The organism is Butyrivibrio proteoclasticus (genome assembly GCF_900115735.1).
Lineage (GTDB): Bacteria > Bacillota > Clostridia > Lachnospirales > Lachnospiraceae > Butyrivibrio > Butyrivibrio proteoclasticus_B.
Map to the genome: position 1 here is coordinate 26,153 of NZ_FOXO01000019.1, position 19,076 is coordinate 45,228.

Consider the following 19,076-nt stretch of genomic DNA (forward strand, 5'->3'; position numbering starts at 1 on the left):
GATGCTCTTTAATTTCATACGGACAGATGCAGAATAAGACTTTTTTGAAATCGGGATATAAACAATTTTGGATGTAAATTGCTGCAAATAGTGAATTAGATTTAGTTATTGACTGCGTTGCTCATAAGGATTAGAATATGTAAAGGTCAAATACCGTAAGGTGTCCGGAGCATATCGCTCATTTTTCCATGTATTGTTTGTACGACAGTTGGGATTAGACTATAATGATATTAGGATTTTTTTTGAATTTTTGTGATTCTTTATTTCTGTATTAGTCTTGATGTTACCTTTATGGCATTTGATTAAAAACATAAAGGAGGACAAGGACTTGTCAGAAAAAGAAAAAGTAATAATTAACAGACAGCACAAGGACAGGCTATTTAATTTTATTTTTGGAAGTGAAGAGAATAAGAGGTGGACATTATCTCTTTATAATGCTGTGAATGGCTCAAATTACGAGGATGAGTCACTGATTGTATTCAATACATTACAAAATTACTTATATGTTAGTATGAAAAATGATACTTCATTTATCATAGCGGATACAATGAGTCTATATGAGCATCAGTCAACATTTAATCCAAATATGCCGCTTAGAATGTTAAGGTATTTGAGCAATTTGTATTCTAAGTATGTTAAAGAAAATGCACTGGATGTATTTGGCAAGGATATCATTGAATTGCCAGTGCCAAAGCTGGTAACGTTCTATAATGGTCTTGATGATGTAGAAGATGAGATTATACTTAAGCTGAGTGATTCATTTCCTGAATACCAGAAGGGAAATGGAGATGTTGAAGTTAAAGTCAGAATGCTTAATATAAATTATGGGCATAACAAAAGGCTTATTCAAGGATGTTCCCCATTAAAAGAGTACTCGTGGTTAATCGACAGGATTAGAAAATATAATGCTGAACTTGGAATAGAGAAGGCTACGATTAGAGCAATCAGGGAAATGCCATCATCTTTTGAAATCAAGATTTTTTTAGTTTCACATATGTCGGAGGTAGCAGATATGATGTTAGCTGAAGATCAAGAAATTAATGCTTTAGAACTTGTAGGAAACGCAAGGGAAAAGAAGGGTGTAGAGAAAGGAATAGAACAAGGAATAGAGAAAGGAATAGAGAAAGGAATAGAGAAAGGAACAATCAGCACTATTAAATTATTAAGAGGTATGGAGATTGAAGATGCCATAATAATAGATAGAATTAGTAAAGAGTTTGATGTTACTAAAGAGTATGTAAGGAATTTAATGAAAAAAGTTTGATTACCCAGTCTTTAAGAATGTGGCCGATGCACTTTTGAATGTGCATCGGCCTTTTAACGGAAAAACGAACTTAAATGATTGAATGAGTGCACAAAGAGCGATATAATAGAATATATACATATTTTAGTTAAAAGAAGTGCGAAGTAATGGTGAACCTTGACAAGTTCATACTTTACATCTGGGAGGGGATATACTGAATCCTTATATGTTTTTTACTTTGAGAGAAAACTTCCGGTAATTAATTGCAACGAAGCTCAAATTGACGACTTACTTGGAATTTATGAAAAGATTTTTCTGAGATTGAAGCAAGAGCAAGAAGCCAGCGACTTGTCAGCACTTTCCTATGATGCTATCATAAGGTTAACATATAGAGTTGCGTACAAACTAACGATGAAACAGGACAATGTTCAGAAGAAAGTGGGTGACGTTATGGGTGGAAAAGTATTAGATCTACCATGCTTCAGAGCATATGATCAAGGATTAGAAGAAGGTATAGAACAAGGCATAGAAGCCTTTATCGAAGATAAGTTGGAAGATGGTATTTCTATTGATATAATAAAAAGCAAACTGTGTAAGAGATTTGAAATCTCAGAAGAAAAAGCAGATGAGTATATAGATAAAGTGCTCAGTAAAACAGAATAATAATGATAATGACTCCAAATGTAAGGTGTGAAATCTTATGTTGGGAGTTTTTGTTTGCAAAATTGTTGACATTACATGGTTCCAATGTTGCGATATCTTAGTAATTAGTGCGTGCTCAAAAATTAATAACCACTGATATTTACTGACTTTGCGGGCAATCCGTGAGATAATAGATGCAAGGAAATCATTACTATTGTTTCAAAAACCTTGCACCTTTCGCGGAGAATCCCATGTACAAAAAGAATCAAAATCGTCAAATAACACTCAAGGATTTTGATCAGCCACTTTGCTTGAAGCTAAATCCTGAGAACAAATGGATAAAGAAAGCTGCCATGATATCATGGGATGACATCGAAGAAGAATACGCTGATCTGTTCCCATCAGGTTGTGGGATGCCGTCAAAGCCTTTGAGGATGGCTCTTGGTGCACTTCTCATTCAGAAGAAATATGATTATTCCGACAGAGAGTTTGTAGAGCAGATCCAGGAGAATCCGTATTATCAGTATTTCAACTACCGGGATTCCATCTAGAGCAGCCATTTGCACCATCACTGCTTGTTGAGTTCCGTAAACGCCTTACTGATGAAAAGCTTGCCGAGATCAATGAAATGATCATCAAGAACAATAAACATGACGATGACAACACTCCATCTGGTAGTAATGGAGATAACCCGGATAATCATGACGATGCAGGCAATGGCAATGATGGAACACTCATCATTGATGCCAGCTGCGCTCCACAGAAAATAGCCTTTCCTCAGGATGTTAATCTTCTGAATGAAACCAAGAGAAAATCTTGAAGGAATTATCGAATCTGTCTGATATGAGTACAATCTCAAAAAAACAAGGATGTACAAGGAAAAAGCCAGAAAGGACTATCTTGCTCTGGCAAAGAGCAAGAAGAGATCTTCAAAGAAGATCCGTAAGTCAATAAAGAAGCAACTCCAGTACATACGCCGAGACAGGAATTACATCAACTGGCTCTCAAGCTATGGATACTATCCTGATGAAAAATAGCTGGAACACCTTGAGGTACTGGATAAGCTTGTTGAACAGCAACAGTACATGTACAACAAGACTCATACAGTAGAGAACAGGATTGCCAGTATATTCCAGCCATACATCAGACCTATTGTCAGAGGAAAGAGCAAGGCGCCTGTTGAGTTTGGCGCAAAGCTTGACCTAAGTGTAGAGAATGGTCTTGGCAGGATAGAAAAGATATCCTTTGAAGCTTACAACGAAAGCGAAGTGCTGATTCCAGCAATAGAGAACTACTACAAGCGTAATGGACATTATCCCGAAAGAGTTCTTGCAGATAAGATATACAGAAACAGAGTCAATCTTGCGTACTGCAAAGAGCATGGGATAAGGCTTGCTGGTCCAGCTCTTGGAAGGCCTGGCAAGGATACAGTCATCGATAAGCATACAGAGTACATTGATAGCGTAGACAGGATCGAAGTTGAGCGTAAATTTGGATTATCAAAGCACAGTCATGGACTGGGCTTGATCATGACAAAGCGCGAGGATACTACACGCAGCTCAATAGTGCTGTCGATCATCTCAATGAACCTGGATAGCCTGTTAAGGCTTTCTTTGTTCCAAAAACTGATTTTGATATTTTCAAGGTACAATTGTTGTTATTTTTTATGCAAAAGCATCGGCTGAAAAAACAGCTGGTTGCTGAGCATACACTAATTCAAAGACGGGCGAAAGATGCCACGCACAGTTTCCTGAAGGATATGTCAATGACGTAAACTATGGCGGCAGTGTCAAAGCACTTGCATTCATCCTTGATAATGAATGCTGTGTTTCTATAGACAAGACCATAAAGCTTATTTCAGATCTCACTGACGGAAAACTGAGTATTTCAAAAGGCATGGTCAATGGTCTTTCCAAAGAATTCTCCATGAAAACGGATAAGGAAAAGAAAGAGCTTTTTGTATCACTGATGCAGAAGCCTGTACTCCATACAGATAACACCAATGCCAGAAGCAATGGAAGCAGCCGATTTGTATTTATTGTTGCTGCTCCGGATGGGACCGCCCAGTATTACTTCAGGGAAAACAAAGGCCATGCAGGAATAAAAGATACCCCTGTCGACCTTAACCAGTCAGCGATATTTATACATGACCATGACACCACCTTTTATAATTATGGCAGTGGCCATCATGAATGTATCGCTCATATCCTGAGATACTGTAAAGACAGCATACAGAATGAACCTGACCGGAAATGGAATAAGAAGATGTATAAACTTCTGCGGGAAATGGTTCATTACCGGAACGGTATTGGTGAAACTACGGGATTTGATGAAAAAACTGTCATGGCATTTGAAGAAAGATATGACAGCATCCTGGAAGAAGCCCGAGAAGAATACGAATACATTCCACCCAGTAAATATTATAGAGAAGGCTATAACTTATACAGACGTATGAAGAAGTATAGGTCCAGCCATCTGCTATTTTTACATGATATAAGAGTTCCGCACAACAATAACATGGCGGAACGCCTTTGGCTTGCCTATAAACGAAAGCAGCATCAAGTCATGAGTTTCCGCTCGGATGCGAGCATTGATTACCTCTGTCAGAGCATGCTTCTATCATTAAGGCAGGATCCAGAATCCAGCGTGTATGACAGCGTATCGAAGATCTTCGATAGACAAAAGGCCGGTAGATTGACTTGATGAATCAAGTGTAGTCTACCGGTCTTCTTATCTCAAGCTAGGGTATGAACTGTAATGATAAACGGTATTGCATATATGGTTGTTCGTGGTAATGTTGACACTATAAAAAAATATGTGTTAACATATTTTTAGAATAAATTTTCGGACAAAATTAATTTTACGAAATATTGTTTGAAATTTTTTTCTTTATGAAGCATTGTCATGCATTAGGCGGTGAGTACCGATTTTGATGAAATGTGGACATATTGAATTTTTTTCACATCTGTATGTGAAGTGGCGAAGCTCGGTCAAAATCAGTGTACATATATAGAGTAATGTTTTTTTCATAATTCTAAACGTTGGAGCAAACTATGTGGTATGTAATTCAGTCAAAAACAGGTGATGAAAATAAAATCAAGCTTCTCTTGGAAGAACTCTTGGATAAAAGCTGTTATAAAAGGTGTTTTGTCCCGCTTTATGAATCTGTAAGACATAGACAGGAAAAAAGTCTGATTATGATGAAAAAGCTACTTCCCGGATACTTGTTTGTGGAAACTGATTATCCGGAAAAAGTTCATCATGTACTAAGAAGCCTGCCTGATTATGCGGATGTACTTGGTGCCAGGGAAAATCGTGAAAAAGAAAAGTGCTTTGTTCCAGTTGGTAAAGAAGATGAGAGCTTTTTTGACAGTATACTTGAAGACGGAATAATGCATGTCAGCTACGTTCATTTGTCAAAGGCAAACAGGATAGATAAAGTTGTCGGACCCTTAAAACAGTACAGAAATTATATTACCAAGATGGAATTCAGGCATAGATATGCTACTGTTGAGACAGAAATTTTCGGTAAAAGAAGAAAGCTTCAATTTGGATTATGGTCAGACCAGGATCCCAAGATGCCCTGGCTGGAAGAACAAAAGGAAAAAGAAAACATTAATACAGTCAACGGGAACATTATTAACAGTCACACTTTTAATATAGGAATCAATCCCGGTGATAAAGTTGAATACCCTGAAATATATGGGGATACGGTGTTTGTGGTTGATCGCGTGGATCCTGCAAAGAGAATCCTTCATACAACTATAGATTTATTTGGTAGTGCGAGAAGCATTGAAATGTATGTGGATGATGTGAAGAAAATAGGATAGGAACTGTAAAGCTGCTGTTTGGTGAAACGGCAGCTTTATTAAATTTATTAAACGGAACTTTATTGTGTGGTTTCGTAGAATATGGAATCTGAGAAAATGTATGTCAGAATGCATGATCTTAAGGATTTTGGTATACATAACGAGGAAGTGACAGCATCTGTTGGAGCTGATGGGAAGATGAATGAGTTTTCTGCGATTATGGGATTGTGTAATCGGAGACATTTAGGTAATGCTATAAATGCGAGAGAACAAGCGTTTAAAAGATATGTAGAGGAATAGGACGGAGAAAAGGAGTACATCATAAACCCGGAGGTTCCTCGAAAAATGGGATGTGAGAGTGGAAAGATGGAACACTTGAAATCCGCAATTTATAATACTTTGACGAATGAAGGGAGATGAATTCATATTGCATCTGTATAGTTGCAGAGAGGAATGTTGGAAAGATGGAACGGGAACGGGAACGGGTAATGTAAACCGCGGAATAGAGGCATTTTAGAGCTATACCGCCGCATTTTTCCGTTCTATACCTACGAGTAGGTTAGAGGGATGAAACGGAGACGGACGTCTCTTGGTTCAGTGTTTATAAGGGTTGGCGAGGCTTCAAGGTCCAAACTCCCAAAGGCTCCCAACTGAGGTTTTAAGAATGGCTTATCAGTGAAGTCTACAAAACAGTCCAAACTTCCAAAGATCCCTAACTGAGGTTTTGAGAGCAGTTTATCAGCGAAGTCCTTAAAACCGATCCAGAACTTCCAAAGGATCCCAACTGAGGTTTTGGAGAGGGTTTATTAGGGAAGTCCTTAAAGCAGCCCAAGGGAGATATGTCAATATCGCTAGATGTATTGTATCATCTGGTTGAACCCAACGTTTATGAAAACTATATGAATAATCTGTTTGGGAGTAGCAACAAATGGGTCGGAATATATTCTTACGATGGAAAATTAGATTTGCCTATGGCAAGTCATGTCTTATATAGGGAGCATAATGATTATATAAAAGAGCACTTTAAGAATTTTCGTCTAGTGGAAATTATAAAGAATCAGTATAAAAGAACATTATCATCGGATCCAGAAACAACGTCGTGGTGTGATTTTTTCTTTTATGAGAGCGTATGAGAATATTTAGTTGCCGCATTCGAAATTTAGATTATATTGGAGCTTCCCATATGCTTAGTTTCCTAGTTTTGATTAACTCGGTGTATTGCAAAAATCTTGTTTTATGACAAGTGCAAGGACAGTTAGAAATGAGGTCCGCCGGAATAGAAAATAATAGTGATAAAGGAAAAAAGATGATAACTGAAGATTATTTGTTGAATTTTCAAGAAGCAGAAATTATTGGTGACCGAATTATTTTTTGGGCGCTAAATTCAAATGGTATTTTCTCATATGATTTGAAAAACAAAACATTGGATTGTTTGTCTAAAACTGAGAAATATGATAATGCAGAGTTTTTATTTAATGGCTGTGCAGCTTATAATTCAAAGATATTTTTTTCACCTTTTAATAGCAGCTCGATCTGCATTTATGAAACTGAAACTGATGAAATAGAATATATTAAACTAGAAAAGAAGGGGCTTTTTTCAAGTGTATTTGTTTACGGAGATAAGATATATTTTTGGGGATTTGGAAAGAATAATGTAAAGGTTATGCTTTATCCAAGTCATATATTACAAGACTTGGATGAGCTCACAGATGTCAGTATCACATCTAAGCCGTTAATTGTGGAGAATAAAGTGTACTTTACAATAGATGAAATGGGCGGGTTTTGTGAATATGATTTGAGTGATGGATCAAAGTTTAGAGTGCATAAATTGGAAAGTGATTGTAAATTTAATACCATTTCATACGCAGGAGATTGTCTTTGGTTTTCAGGCGATAAGAAGAAAATTATTGCATGGAATACTATAGATAATGAGGTGCAGAGTTATCCGTTGACGCTAACAAATGTGAACCAAGATATAACATGGAATGAGTTCTTTTTTGATAATAGCTTTGTTATGGGAAAGTACGTATATTATCTTCCTAAAAAAACAAATGAAATAATTCGAATTAGAATTGATAGCGGAACTATTGAAATTGTTTATGTAATTGATGGAGCAAATGGAGGGAATTTTATAAGAATTAGTGATGAATATGGCTTGATAGTTGTTGAAGGCGGTAATCATGATGCGATTTGCGATATTTTTGTTGAAAAAAGGGGTACGTTAGTCCGAAATGACGAAATTAAGGTTCCGAAGGGATCTGAACTTGAAAAGTATATCTGTTGGGGGAGTTTAGAATCTAGATTCAACACACTAAACAGATTTATTCGTTCTCTGACACAGACAAATTTGAGGTGAAATATTGATGAAGGTATACAATACAAGACATATTCGACGGATATTTTTGTGCTTCTTTCCAGTCTCTGTGGTGTTTATTATCAGTGTGGTTGTGATTCGAAAGTTGCTGAATTATATATCAAAAGTAAATATAGATATAGAAAAGAAGATTTGTTATATCAATCTATACAACATGTGGATTAGTCAATATATACAGCAAAAGAAAATCTCAGATTTTGTTGTAAAAAATGGATATAAAAATATTGCTATATATGGATGGGGGGATTTGGGAAAAAGATTATATGATGAATTGATACAGAACAGCGAAATTAATCTTAGATATATTGTTGATAGAGCTGATATTAAGGAAATAAATAGCTTGTGTAAATGTGTAAAAAATGCCAATGACATAAATGAAAAGATAGACTTATTAATAATCACACCATTTATTGAATTCGATACTATCAAAGATAGTATTAATAATGACAAAATCATGCAGATATTCTCTCTAGAAGATTTAGTATATGAAATGTAAGGATGATTGGTGGACTGTATGATATGTTTTTTACAAATGTTAGATTACTTCCTATACAAATTATGTAGGAAGTATTTTAAATATAGTTATGATAGGTATTCTGCATGTTTATTGAAGTTCGTGAAAATATGGATAGGGATAACAAGAAATATATCATGGGGAAAAAAAGGTAATAACCCGTTAAAAAAACGGTTGATAGTGAGCATGACAACAATTCCAGAAAGAATCGATACTGTTCATTGGTCAATTGAAAGTCTTTTGAGGCAACGGATTAAGCCTGACAAAATAATAATATATATTTCTGAGAAAGAGTTTGACGGGGTAAGAATACCAGATGAGATAAAGGAAAGAGAAGAAGTTGAGATAAAATATGTTGATAATTTACTGTCACATAAAAAATATTATTATACCATGAGGGATTATCCTGAAGATTTTACAATTACGGTTGATGATGACATTATTTACTCGGAACAATTGATAGGTAATTTGCTGGATGCGTATCAAAAAAATGTGAACTCTATTATTTGTAGCAGAAGTAATATTATTAGACGTTTTAATGGCATCCCTGTAAAATATGCTAGGTGGAAAGGCTTTGAAGAGTATGGAATAAACTTTCAACCACACCCTAGTAATGTTTTTTTTACGACAGGTGGGGGAACTTTGATACCTAATTGGCTTATGCCAAGAGAAACGTTAAATATTGATTCTTTTATGAATATATGTCCTACAGCTGATGATGTTTGGTTGAATTATATGGCAAGACTTGGCGGGGTCAAGATTGTTAATACTTGTTCGTATGATTGTCATTGCTTGTTTGAAATCAATAATGATGGAAAGAATTTGTCTGATATTAATATATATGACGGAGTAAACGATAAGTGTATAAAGGAAATGGCTCGAGTGTACAGAATAAACCTATAAATTAACTGATTAAAATAGTTTATGGTCTGGTTATGTGATGGTTGAATATGAATGAATTGAAGTTTAAATCACAAGATAAAATACTAATTGTAGCTCCCCATCCGGATGATGAAATTATTGGTTGCGGTGGCTTGATATTAAGTTATCCAAAACAATGCGATGTTTTGTTATTAACGGATGGAAGTAAGGGACATAGGCTGTGGAGCCCATCTCGAACGGCTAGAATAAGAAAAAGAGAATTTGAGTCAGTTATGAAAAAATGCAACGTTTCTCATTATGTTTCACTAGGATTCAATGATCGAACGTTAAGCAGAATCGTTAATTGTTATCATGGACAGAATTTAGATAAGTATGATTATGTGTTTGTTCCAAATAAATGTGAGACACATACTGATCATAGGGCATCTTTTTATCAGTTAGTATTAAACAGATTTATTAGTTGTAGTAGATATAAAGTGTTTCAGTACGAGGTTTGGTCTCCGCTTTCTAACCCAACTCATATTCTTGATATTACAAGTTGTATGAATAATAAATTGGAAGTATTGGAGTTGTATCAAAGTCAAATTAATGAACTAAACTACATTGGAGCAGTAAAGGGGCTTAATCAGTATAGGGGGTTATTGAATCATTTTTCGTTTGCGGAGTGTTATCGCGAAGGGGTTCTATAATGAAAAAAAAAGACATACAAAATTATGATTTGTTAATAAAAGAGCTTTTGGAGAGAACCGGTATATATTTTGTAGATGCTGATATTGAATGTATCAATGATTTTTTAAAAAATATTGTTGATATATTGACTGAATTGTTTAGATGTATATGCAAAGCCGAAGTAGTTATTAGGGGTGGTGGCGAAGAAACTAAATTCATATTGGAAACTCTTTACAGTGTAGATAAGTCTGTTTTGTCCAATATAACAGGTGTAATTGATAATTATTCGAATAAAAAAGAAATGTACGGTATTCCAGTATTTGATATAAACGGTGTCTCGTTAGATGGCATTAATAAATGCATAATATGCAGTTTTAATTATAGATATGAGATGCGATGTGAGCTGGAAAGCAAATATCCTAGTATTGAGATAATAGATATTTATGATGTGTTGGCAAGCGAAGGATTCTTTTTTGACTCATCATTTTTTAATAGAATTGACCCAAGATGTTTTTACTTGAAAATAAACTATTTTCGGAAACTATCTGAAAGCCAAGAGGGCGAAAACCCTTTATTTCTTAAAAAACTAATTTGCGCTTATATAAGCATTAGAGATTTTTATAATGCAATTAAGTATATAGATAAGTATAATAGATTGTTTTGCGATGGATTATTATTGTTTCGCAATGAGTTACAAGAATTGATGAATAGGTTGAAGGAGGATATTCTCAATATTGAAGGGGAACATATAGTTTGGCTATGGTTGGATCAACTAAGGTATTGTGATTTAGACCATATGGAGTATACGAATTCATTAAAAAATGAGTGTGTATCATTTGAAAAGTGCTACACCGAGAATTTGCAAACGTCAACAACTTTTAAAATGATGTTTTCGGGAAAGGATGTATTGGATGGAAAAGCGTATGAAATAGATACTATTAATTCTGATAATAGTCCCTTATACAATTACTTAAAGCAAAAAGGATATGACTTTAGATATATTGGGTGGGGGAAGAATAACATCTATTTTGATGGGATAAGTTCATATTCTCTAGAAAAAGATAATTGTATAATCTCACTGAATATCTGGAAAATGTTAATGGATATGCTTCGGAATAATACAGGAAAATCCTTGTATCTATTACATAGTTTTGAGTCTCATGAACATCACTATTGCGGAATGATGACACAATCATTATATAATGTGTGGGATTCATCATTTGAAGCATTTTGTGATCGTTATTATGAATGCATTCAATATATAGATGCTCAACTTATGTTTTATATGCCAATAATTAAGAAGAGGTTTTCTTTTATTCTTATGAGTGACCACGGTCAGGAATTGGAAAACGTTTATAAGTTCGATGAGAATGTAAATCCATTAAAGGAAAAGTACGTTATTGGTAGATGGAGTGAAAATTCATTGCATACTGTAATGATTGTGAAAAGTAAGTATTTCGGCCATAGAAAGTTTATGAGTTTATTTTCACTGGTTGATTTTCTACAGATAGTTAGAAGTATTATAGATGAAAAATGGATGGTTGAAGAAAAAGAATACATAAAAATACAGTCTATGCCGTTCTATAACGAGGGAGGACTGAAGAAAATAAAAGAAGCGAAAGATTACAAATTTGCAATGCTTGTGAAAGGGATATTAAAAGGAACGGGAAAATATTTAAAATATGCTTCCGGTGAAGAGGAATACTATGTTAATGGCGATGACTACTCAAATGAAATAAATGAGCAAAAGTATAAGGAAGAGATAGATTGCTGTAGAAAACTATGTGGTGAAATCGATTATACGATTTTTGATGAGGATAAGTATTGCAACGCGTTTCGATTGCTAAAGGAATATGAAAAATTACGAGTTTACAATGAAAAGGGTGGTCAATAGATGAAAAAGCCTTTTCTTTTGTATTTGATAGGCACCAGTGGAAGCGGAAAGACGACCATTGGAACTAGATTAAATGAATATTTTAAGACTAATGATGACAGAAAAGTCCAATTCATTGATGGTGATGACATCAGAGCTAGGTTTGGTGGCATGTTCGGGTATACCAAGGAAGAACGTATGAAATGCAATCAGGCTACAAGGACGGTTGCGGAATATCTTCTTGAAAATGGTATTTCGGTAATCCTAACTGGTGTTGTAGCTTATGAGGAGATGAGGAATCAAATCAGGCAACAGTTTGGTGATAAATATATTCAATGTTATGTCAAATGTTCCTTAGAGGAATGCATGCGACGTGATCCCAAAGGATACTATAAGAAGTTTAAAGAAGGCCACATGAGCAATTTGAACGGAGCTAATGATACATATGAAACTCCGTTACAAAATGAAATAGTAGTTGATACTGAAGAATTATCAGTGGAAGAATCAATGAATCATATACTGAATTATCTGTCAAAGTGGTGAAAAGTATGAAGGCACTTATACTTAACTCTGGCATGGGTACTCGGATGGGAGTACTAACATCAGAACAACCTAAATGCATGACAGAGGTTTCTAATCACGAAACCATATTGTCGAGACAATTGAATACATTATCTCAGGTTGGGATAGATGATGTAATTATCACAACAGGATATTATGACGGCGTATTGGTTAATTATGTCCAGAGCCTTGAACTCCCGTTGAATATCACATTTGTAAAGAATGAGAAATACGATAGTACCAATTACATTTATTCAATTTATTGTGCCAGGGACTATTTGGATGATGACATTATTCTAATGCACGGTGATATGGTATTTGAGAATTCCGTGTTGAATGATGTTGTGGCCTCAAATGCTTCTTGTATGGCAGTAAGCAGTTCGGTTGCTCTGCCTGAGAAGGACTTTAAGGCTGTACTTAAAGATGGACGTATCAAGGAAATAGGTATTGAGTTTTTCAGCGAAGCTGTGGCTGCCCAACCGTTATATAAGATTAATAAAGCTGATTGGAAGGTGTGGCTGGATAGGATTACTGATTACATCGAATCCGGAGAAGAAAATAAGCAGAAATGCTATGCCGAGAATGCATTTAATGAGGTAAGCAAAGAGTGTATCATCACACCGCTTGATGTACAAAACCGTCTTTGCAATGAGGTTGATACTACTGAAGATTTAGCTGTGGTATCAAGTCGTCTTCATGAAATTGAAAATAGAACAGTCTATATGTGCTTCAGCACAGATATGTTACATGGTGGTCATATCAGTATTATCCGAAAAGCGCAAAAATTGGGTAAATTAATCATCGGTGTGATGTCTGATGAAGCAGTAGCAAGTTATAAACGATATCCTTTGATTCCTTATGAGGATCGTAAGGCAATGTTTAGTTCTATAGCTGGAGTATGGAAAGTTGTAAAGCAGGACAGCTTGAGCTACAAGACAAATATAGAGAAATATCAGCCGGATTATGTTGTACATGGGGATGATTGGCAGTGTGGATTTCAGAAGCCTGTACGAGATGAAGTAGTATCAGAATTGGCTGTTTATGGTGGGCGATTAGTTGAATTCCCATATAGTTCAGAGCAGAAATATAAGGATTTAGAAGCAAGAACGAAGACGGAACTATCTATGCCACATGTCAGAAGGGGCAGATTAAAGAGGAGTATGGAGCTACAAGGGCTTATCACAGCTATGGAAGCTCATGATGGACTTACTGGATTGATAGTGGAAAATACCATTGTTCATGACAAGGGTGAAGCTCATCAGTTTGATGCTATGTGGGTTAGCTCTTTATGCGATTCTACGGCTAAAGGGAAACCGGACATAGAGCTTGTAGACATGACAAGTAGATTCCGCACTATTGAAGATTTAATGGAGGTAACGACAAAACCTATTATCTTTGATGGTGATACTGGCGGAAGGAGAGAACACTTCACTTATACAGTAAGAAGCCTTGAGCGTCTTGGAGTTTCGATGGTAATCATCGAAGATAAAACCGGTCTAAAAAAGAATAGCTTATTTGGAACGGAAGTTGAGCAAACTCAGGATAGTATAGAGAACTTTTCGGCTAAAATCAGGGCAGGAAAAGCTGCTCAACAAACGAAAGAGTTTATGATCTGTGCCAGGATTGAGAGCTTGATACTTGAAAAAGGCCTTGATGATGCGCTGAATCGAGCCAGGGCGTATGTAGAGGCTGGAGCGGATGCAATAATGATCCACAGCAGAAAGAAAGAGCCTGATGAGATTTTTGAATTCATTGATCAATTCAGAAGCGTAGATAAGAGCACGTTTCTTGTTGTTGTTCCGACAAGTTTTAACACGGTAACGGAAGAAGAATTCAAGGATAGAGGCGTAAATGTGGTCATTTATGCAAATCAGCTGATGAGAGCTACGGTTCCGGCGATTCAGAAGGCGGCGGAAACAGTTCTTATAAACCATCGCGCAAAAGAATGTGATGATTTCCTAATGCCTTTTTCTGAGATTATACGGCTTATCCCTGAGGAGGTATAAAACTGGAACAGAAGATCTTACATGCCACAGAAGATTATCAAGAGTTGGATAAGTACGTTAAAGAGAAGAATATACAATCGATATTTCTTGTTTGTGGCGATTCATTACAATATTTGAAAATCAACGATTATATTAGTGATCTATCAAAAAGAATTAAAATAGTTAAATTTTCAGATTTTAAGCCTAACCCGTTATATGAGTCTGTTGTTGAAGGAGTGAGAAAATACAGAGAATCAGGATGTGATTTTCTTATGGCTGTTGGCGGTGGGAGTGCCATTGATGTAGCAAAATGTATAAAGCTTTATGCTAAGCTCCCAGGAGATGGGAAAAATGGTTCTTGGTTGCAGAGTGACGGAGAAGTGAACAACACAGAACTTCTTGTGATACCTACAACAGCGGGAACAGGTTCGGAAGCAACACGATATGCGGTTGTGTATTATGGTGGCAATAAGCAATCGATTACATCAGATACTATCATTCCTGATGCGGTTTTATTTGATCCGAGAGTTCTGGATTCATTACCTGACTATCAAAAGAAGAGCACAGTAATGGATGCTCTTTGCCATGCAGTAGAGTCATTTTGGTCTGTTAACAGTACTAATGATAGCAAGGAATATTCGAGAACGGCTATAGAATTGATTATTGAAAATATCGATGAGTTTGTAGTTGGTGATAACAGCAAGAATTCAATAATGCAGAAAGCAGCATTTATAGCTGGAAAAGCAATCAACATAACTCAAACTACGGCTGGTCATGCAATGTGTTATGGATTAACAAGCAAATATGGGATTAGTCATGGTCATGCAGCTGCACTTTGTGTGCGGGAGTTATGGCCTTGGATGCTAAAGGCATCTGAAGAAGCGTGCATTGATAAGCGTGGTAATAAATACCTTAAGGAAACGTTTATAGAACTCGCTGAAGCATTTGGAGAAAATGATCTAATGGATGGGTGCATGAAATTCCAGAATATCGTTGATAGATTAGAACTGATGCATCTGGTTGGAAATAAAGAAGATATAGAAGAACTTAGCAGGAATGTAAATCCTGTGCGGCTTTCAAATAATCCGGTAAAACTTAATGAGGATGATATAACGAATCTCTATAAGGAGATTGTGAGGTAGCATTTAAGGAATGAAAGTAGAAGATTTTGTAAAGATTATAAATTCTGACTTTTATACGGGAGTGCCTGATAGCCAGTTAAGACCTCTCTGTGACTATCTTTATAACACATACGGCATTGAAGGTAAGCACCATATTATTGCAGCAAATGAAGGAAATGCTGTGGGCATAGCTGCAGGATATCATCTTGCAACGGGGAAAGTGCCTGTTGTGTATATGCAGAATAGTGGTGAAGGAAATGCAATCAACCCGATGGTAAGCCTTCTAAACGAGAAGGTTTACGGCATCCCAGTTGTGTTTGTCATAGGTTGGCGCGGAGAACCGGGTGTTCATGATGAACCTCAACATATCTATCAGGGAGAAGTAACACTAAGATTGCTTGATGATATGAAGGTTAAGTCATTTGTGATTCATGCGGACACATCAGATTATGAAGTGGCTGATACAATGAGGAAATTTAAGCATATTCTCTTATCTGGTAACTCAGTGGCTTTTGTGATTGGAAAAGGTGCTTTGACAGATGCTCCAAAGGTGAGATTTAGCAATGAGAACAGCATGATTCGAGAGGAGATTATTCGACATATTATTGCTGTTACTGATGGAGATCCGATTATTAGTACTACAGGTAAAGCGTCGCGTGAATTATATGAAATTCGTGAGATAAATAAACACTCTCATAAGTATGACTTTTTAACAGTAGGCTCTATGGGGCATAGTAGTTCTATTGCTTTAGGTGTTGCATTAAATAAGACCAACGAAAGAATTTGGTGCATTGATGGTGATGGTGCAGTGCTTATGCACCTAGGGGCAATGGCGGTTATTGGTGATAATAGACCAAGAAACATGATTCACATAGTTATTAATAATGGTGCACATGAATCTGTAGGTGGGATGCCTACAGTTGCAAGAAATATTGACTTGATAAGTATAGCAAAAGCCTGTGGGTATCCTTATGCTGTTTCTATAAACAACTATGAAAAACTAGATAGGGAACTTGAAAAAGCAAAGACTGGTGATGAACTTAGGTTCTTGGAGGTTAGAAGTTCTATCGAATCAAGAAAAGAATTAGGTAGACCAAAAACAATGCCATTAGAAAATAAGAAAAGGTTTATGGAATATTTAGTATCATTGTGACATGACAAAGTATGTTAATATTTGGTTTACACACCACGAAAATAGGGAGTTTTGACATATGAGAGTATTAGGAATTTCAGCACTATACCATGATTCTTCAGCTGCTTTATTAGAAGATGGAAAGATTATAGCGGCAGTTCAAGAAGAAAGATATACGAGGATAAAACATGATCCATCTTTGCCGAAAAATAGCATCAAGTATTGCCTAAATGAAGGAAAGTGTAGATTAGAAGATCTTGATGCAATAGTATTTTATGACAATCCCTTTTTAACATTAAATCGCTTCATTTCAAATTGTTTATTTGTGGGGCATGATTGTCAAGATTTATTAAACCACTCTTTAGATTCGTTACTATTAAAAAAAATTTGGGTTGAAGACGATTTAAGAGAATTACTTGGGACAAATGCGTTGGGGAAAAATGATAAATTGTTTTTTTCTAAACATCACATATCACATGCGTCATCAGCATTTTACCCTTCGCCATACCCAAATGCTGCTATTATAACTGTAGATGGTGTTGGAGAATGGACAACTACTGCAATTGGATATGGAAATAATGAAACTATACTATTAGATCAAGTGATAGAATATCCGCATTCTATAGGGTTGTTGTATAGTGCTTTTACATATTTTACAGGTTTCAGAGTGAATTATGGGGATTATAAGTTAATGGGGTTAGCGCCATATGGAGAACCCACGTATTATAAATTAATTAAAGAAAATTTGATAGATATAAAGGATGATGGATCGTATCGCTTAAATCTTGACTATTTTGGATATATGTATGGTAGGGAAATGACAAATGAATCGTTTGAAAGACTATTTAATGGTAAAAGACGCAAGCCTGAAAGTGAGATTACAAAAAGAGAGGCAGATATGGCTGCTTCAATCCAGAAAGTTGTTGAGGAAGTCATCGTAAAAATGGCAATACATGCAAAGAAAAAATATGGAGCTGTTACGGATAATTTGGTTATGGCAGGAGGTGTTGCACTTAATTGTGTAGCAAATGGTGTTCTTAAACGCGAGAATATATTTAATAATATTTGGGTCCAACCTGCTGCTGGTGATGCAGGTGGAGCGTTAGGGGCAGCTTACTATTATTATTATACCAATTCAAATATAAAGCGAGTATGTGATGGGGTTAATAGTATTCAAAAAGGATCATTTTGGGGACCATCATATGATGATGATTGTATTAAAAGATATCTAGATGAAAAAGGATATAAATATTATAAATATGATGACGGACAGCTAATAAAAACAATAGCAGATTTTCTTGATGAGGAAATGGTAATTGGATTAGCTAGGGGAAGAATGGAGTATGGTCCAAGAGCGTTAGGAAATAGAAGTATAATTGCAGACCCACGTTCAGAAAGTATGCAGAAAAAATTGAACCTAAAAATAAAGCATAGAGAGTCATTTAGGCCGTTTGCACCGGCTGTATTATCATATCGAGAAAAAGATTATTTTACTGATACTGTAAATAATCCATATATGCTGTTTTGTACGTATATAAGAGATGAAATAAAGAATGATTTTTGCTTAAAAGAAGAAATGGAAAAAAATCATGAAAATATGATTCCTGTTATTGAAATGAAACGTTCATCTGTACCAGCGGTAACTCATGTAGATTATTCAGCAAGGGTTCAAACCGTGGATAAAGCAATAAATCCGTTCTTTTATGAATTGATAAAAAAGTTTGAAGAAAAAACTGGGTGTGGAATGGTTGTAAATACATCATTTAATGTTAGAGGTGAACCTATTGTTCTTACGCCTAAAGATGCGTGCATATGCTTCATGTCTACAGATATGGATGTTTTAGTGCTTGGAAATTATCTTTTGATAAAAGAAGAACAAGATGTGAAAATAGAGGAGTCGGCAATATATGAGCTTGATTAATGAAAATGATTTGACGGTTATTATAAATTACATCAATAGGGTGGAGAAAAAGGAAATTTTCAAGCAGATTGATAAAAATGCAGAGAGTTATTATCAAGAATGTAAATCAGATAATAATCTCGTTTATATTGAAGAAAAAACAATAGATTGTTTCAAACAAATGGTTACTAGTGATAGAGATGAAGATAATCTGGAATTAGTCAACATCCTATTAAAAATAAGCTTTAAATATCATTTATCGAAAGAACATAGTTCTTTTAATAGAATGGATTCTAACACAAAAGGGAAAATGCCGGATTATATATACGCGATGTAATCTGAGCAATTATTATAGATAAACAGAAACCATA

At 35.5% G+C, this 19,076-nt stretch carries 16 protein-coding genes and 1 pseudogene; all 17 read left to right on the forward strand.

The window, feature by feature from the left end:
• Positions 1-328 precede the first annotated feature (328 nt).
• The 17 genes and pseudogenes from BM146_RS12010 (at position 329) to BM146_RS12095 (ending at position 19,042) form a co-directional block, all read left to right on the forward strand.
• Positions 329-1,264 carry an RpnC/YadD family protein gene (locus tag BM146_RS12010; protein ID WP_242949393.1) on the forward strand — a complete coding sequence of 312 codons (936 nt, stop codon included), beginning with the start codon at positions 329-331 and terminating at the stop codon, positions 1,262-1,264.
• Between the two features lie 300 nt (positions 1,265-1,564).
• Complete coding sequence (locus BM146_RS12015) at positions 1,565-1,906, forward strand: hypothetical protein (RefSeq protein WP_207649923.1); 342 nt, start codon at positions 1,565-1,567, stop codon at positions 1,904-1,906.
• 230 nt (positions 1,907-2,136) lie between these two features.
• A pseudogene (locus BM146_RS12020) lies at positions 2,137-3,570 on the forward strand (IS5 family transposase).
• A gap of 199 nt (positions 3,571-3,769) precedes the next feature.
• A complete protein-coding gene (locus tag BM146_RS12025; protein ID WP_330391826.1) occupies positions 3,770-4,588 on the forward strand; it encodes an IS66 family transposase in 819 nt (272 codons plus the stop codon).
• Positions 4,589-4,938: 350 nt separating this feature from the next.
• Positions 4,939-5,715: a transcription termination/antitermination NusG family protein gene (locus BM146_RS12030; RefSeq protein ID WP_074889255.1), complete on the forward strand. Its 777-nt coding sequence runs from the start codon at positions 4,939-4,941 to the stop codon at positions 5,713-5,715.
• Between the two features lie 81 nt (positions 5,716-5,796).
• The gene (locus BM146_RS12035) at positions 5,797-5,994 is read left to right on the forward strand and encodes a DegT/DnrJ/EryC1/StrS family aminotransferase (protein WP_143087475.1); all 198 of its coding nucleotides are present in this window, start codon (positions 5,797-5,799) and stop codon (positions 5,992-5,994) included.
• Positions 5,995-6,937: 943 nt separating this feature from the next.
• Entirely contained in the window at positions 6,938-8,050 is a 1,113-nt protein-coding gene (locus tag BM146_RS12045) for a hypothetical protein (protein WP_177201651.1), read from the forward strand.
• Between the two features lie 172 nt (positions 8,051-8,222).
• On the forward strand, positions 8,223-8,564 hold the full coding sequence (locus BM146_RS12050; RefSeq protein ID WP_177201652.1) for a hypothetical protein: 342 nt from the start codon (positions 8,223-8,225) through the stop codon (positions 8,562-8,564).
• Between the two features lie 204 nt (positions 8,565-8,768).
• A complete protein-coding gene (locus BM146_RS12055; protein ID WP_143087477.1) occupies positions 8,769-9,485 on the forward strand; it encodes a hypothetical protein in 717 nt (238 codons plus the stop codon).
• Between the two features lie 47 nt (positions 9,486-9,532).
• A complete protein-coding gene (locus BM146_RS12060; RefSeq protein WP_074889275.1) occupies positions 9,533-10,153 on the forward strand; it encodes a PIG-L deacetylase family protein in 621 nt (206 codons plus the stop codon).
• Positions 10,153-12,027 (forward strand): sulfatase-like hydrolase/transferase, encoded by a 1,875-nt coding sequence (locus BM146_RS12065; RefSeq protein ID WP_074889278.1) that lies wholly within the window; start codon positions 10,153-10,155, stop codon positions 12,025-12,027. The genes BM146_RS12060 and BM146_RS12065 overlap by 1 nt, the downstream gene beginning before the upstream one ends.
• A complete protein-coding gene (locus BM146_RS12070) occupies positions 12,028-12,549 on the forward strand; it encodes an adenylyl-sulfate kinase (protein WP_074889281.1) in 522 nt (173 codons plus the stop codon).
• Positions 12,550-12,554: 5 nt separating this feature from the next.
• Positions 12,555-14,573: a phosphoenolpyruvate mutase gene (gene aepX, locus BM146_RS12075; protein ID WP_074889284.1), complete on the forward strand. Its 2,019-nt coding sequence runs from the start codon at positions 12,555-12,557 to the stop codon at positions 14,571-14,573.
• 14 nt (positions 14,574-14,587) lie between these two features.
• Entirely contained in the window at positions 14,588-15,694 is a 1,107-nt protein-coding gene (locus BM146_RS12080) for a phosphonoacetaldehyde reductase (RefSeq protein ID WP_278308511.1), read from the forward strand.
• A 10-nt stretch (positions 15,695-15,704) separates the two neighbouring features.
• Complete coding sequence (gene aepY / locus BM146_RS12085; RefSeq protein ID WP_074889291.1) at positions 15,705-16,826, forward strand: phosphonopyruvate decarboxylase; 1,122 nt, start codon at positions 15,705-15,707, stop codon at positions 16,824-16,826.
• Positions 16,827-16,884: 58 nt separating this feature from the next.
• Positions 16,885-18,726, forward strand: a complete 1,842-nt coding sequence (locus tag BM146_RS12090; protein ID WP_074889295.1) for a carbamoyltransferase family protein — start codon at positions 16,885-16,887, stop codon at positions 18,724-18,726.
• Positions 18,713-19,042: a hypothetical protein gene (locus tag BM146_RS12095; RefSeq protein ID WP_074889298.1), complete on the forward strand. Its 330-nt coding sequence runs from the start codon at positions 18,713-18,715 to the stop codon at positions 19,040-19,042. The genes BM146_RS12090 and BM146_RS12095 overlap by 14 nt, the downstream gene beginning before the upstream one ends.
• Positions 19,043-19,076 lie beyond the last annotated feature (34 nt).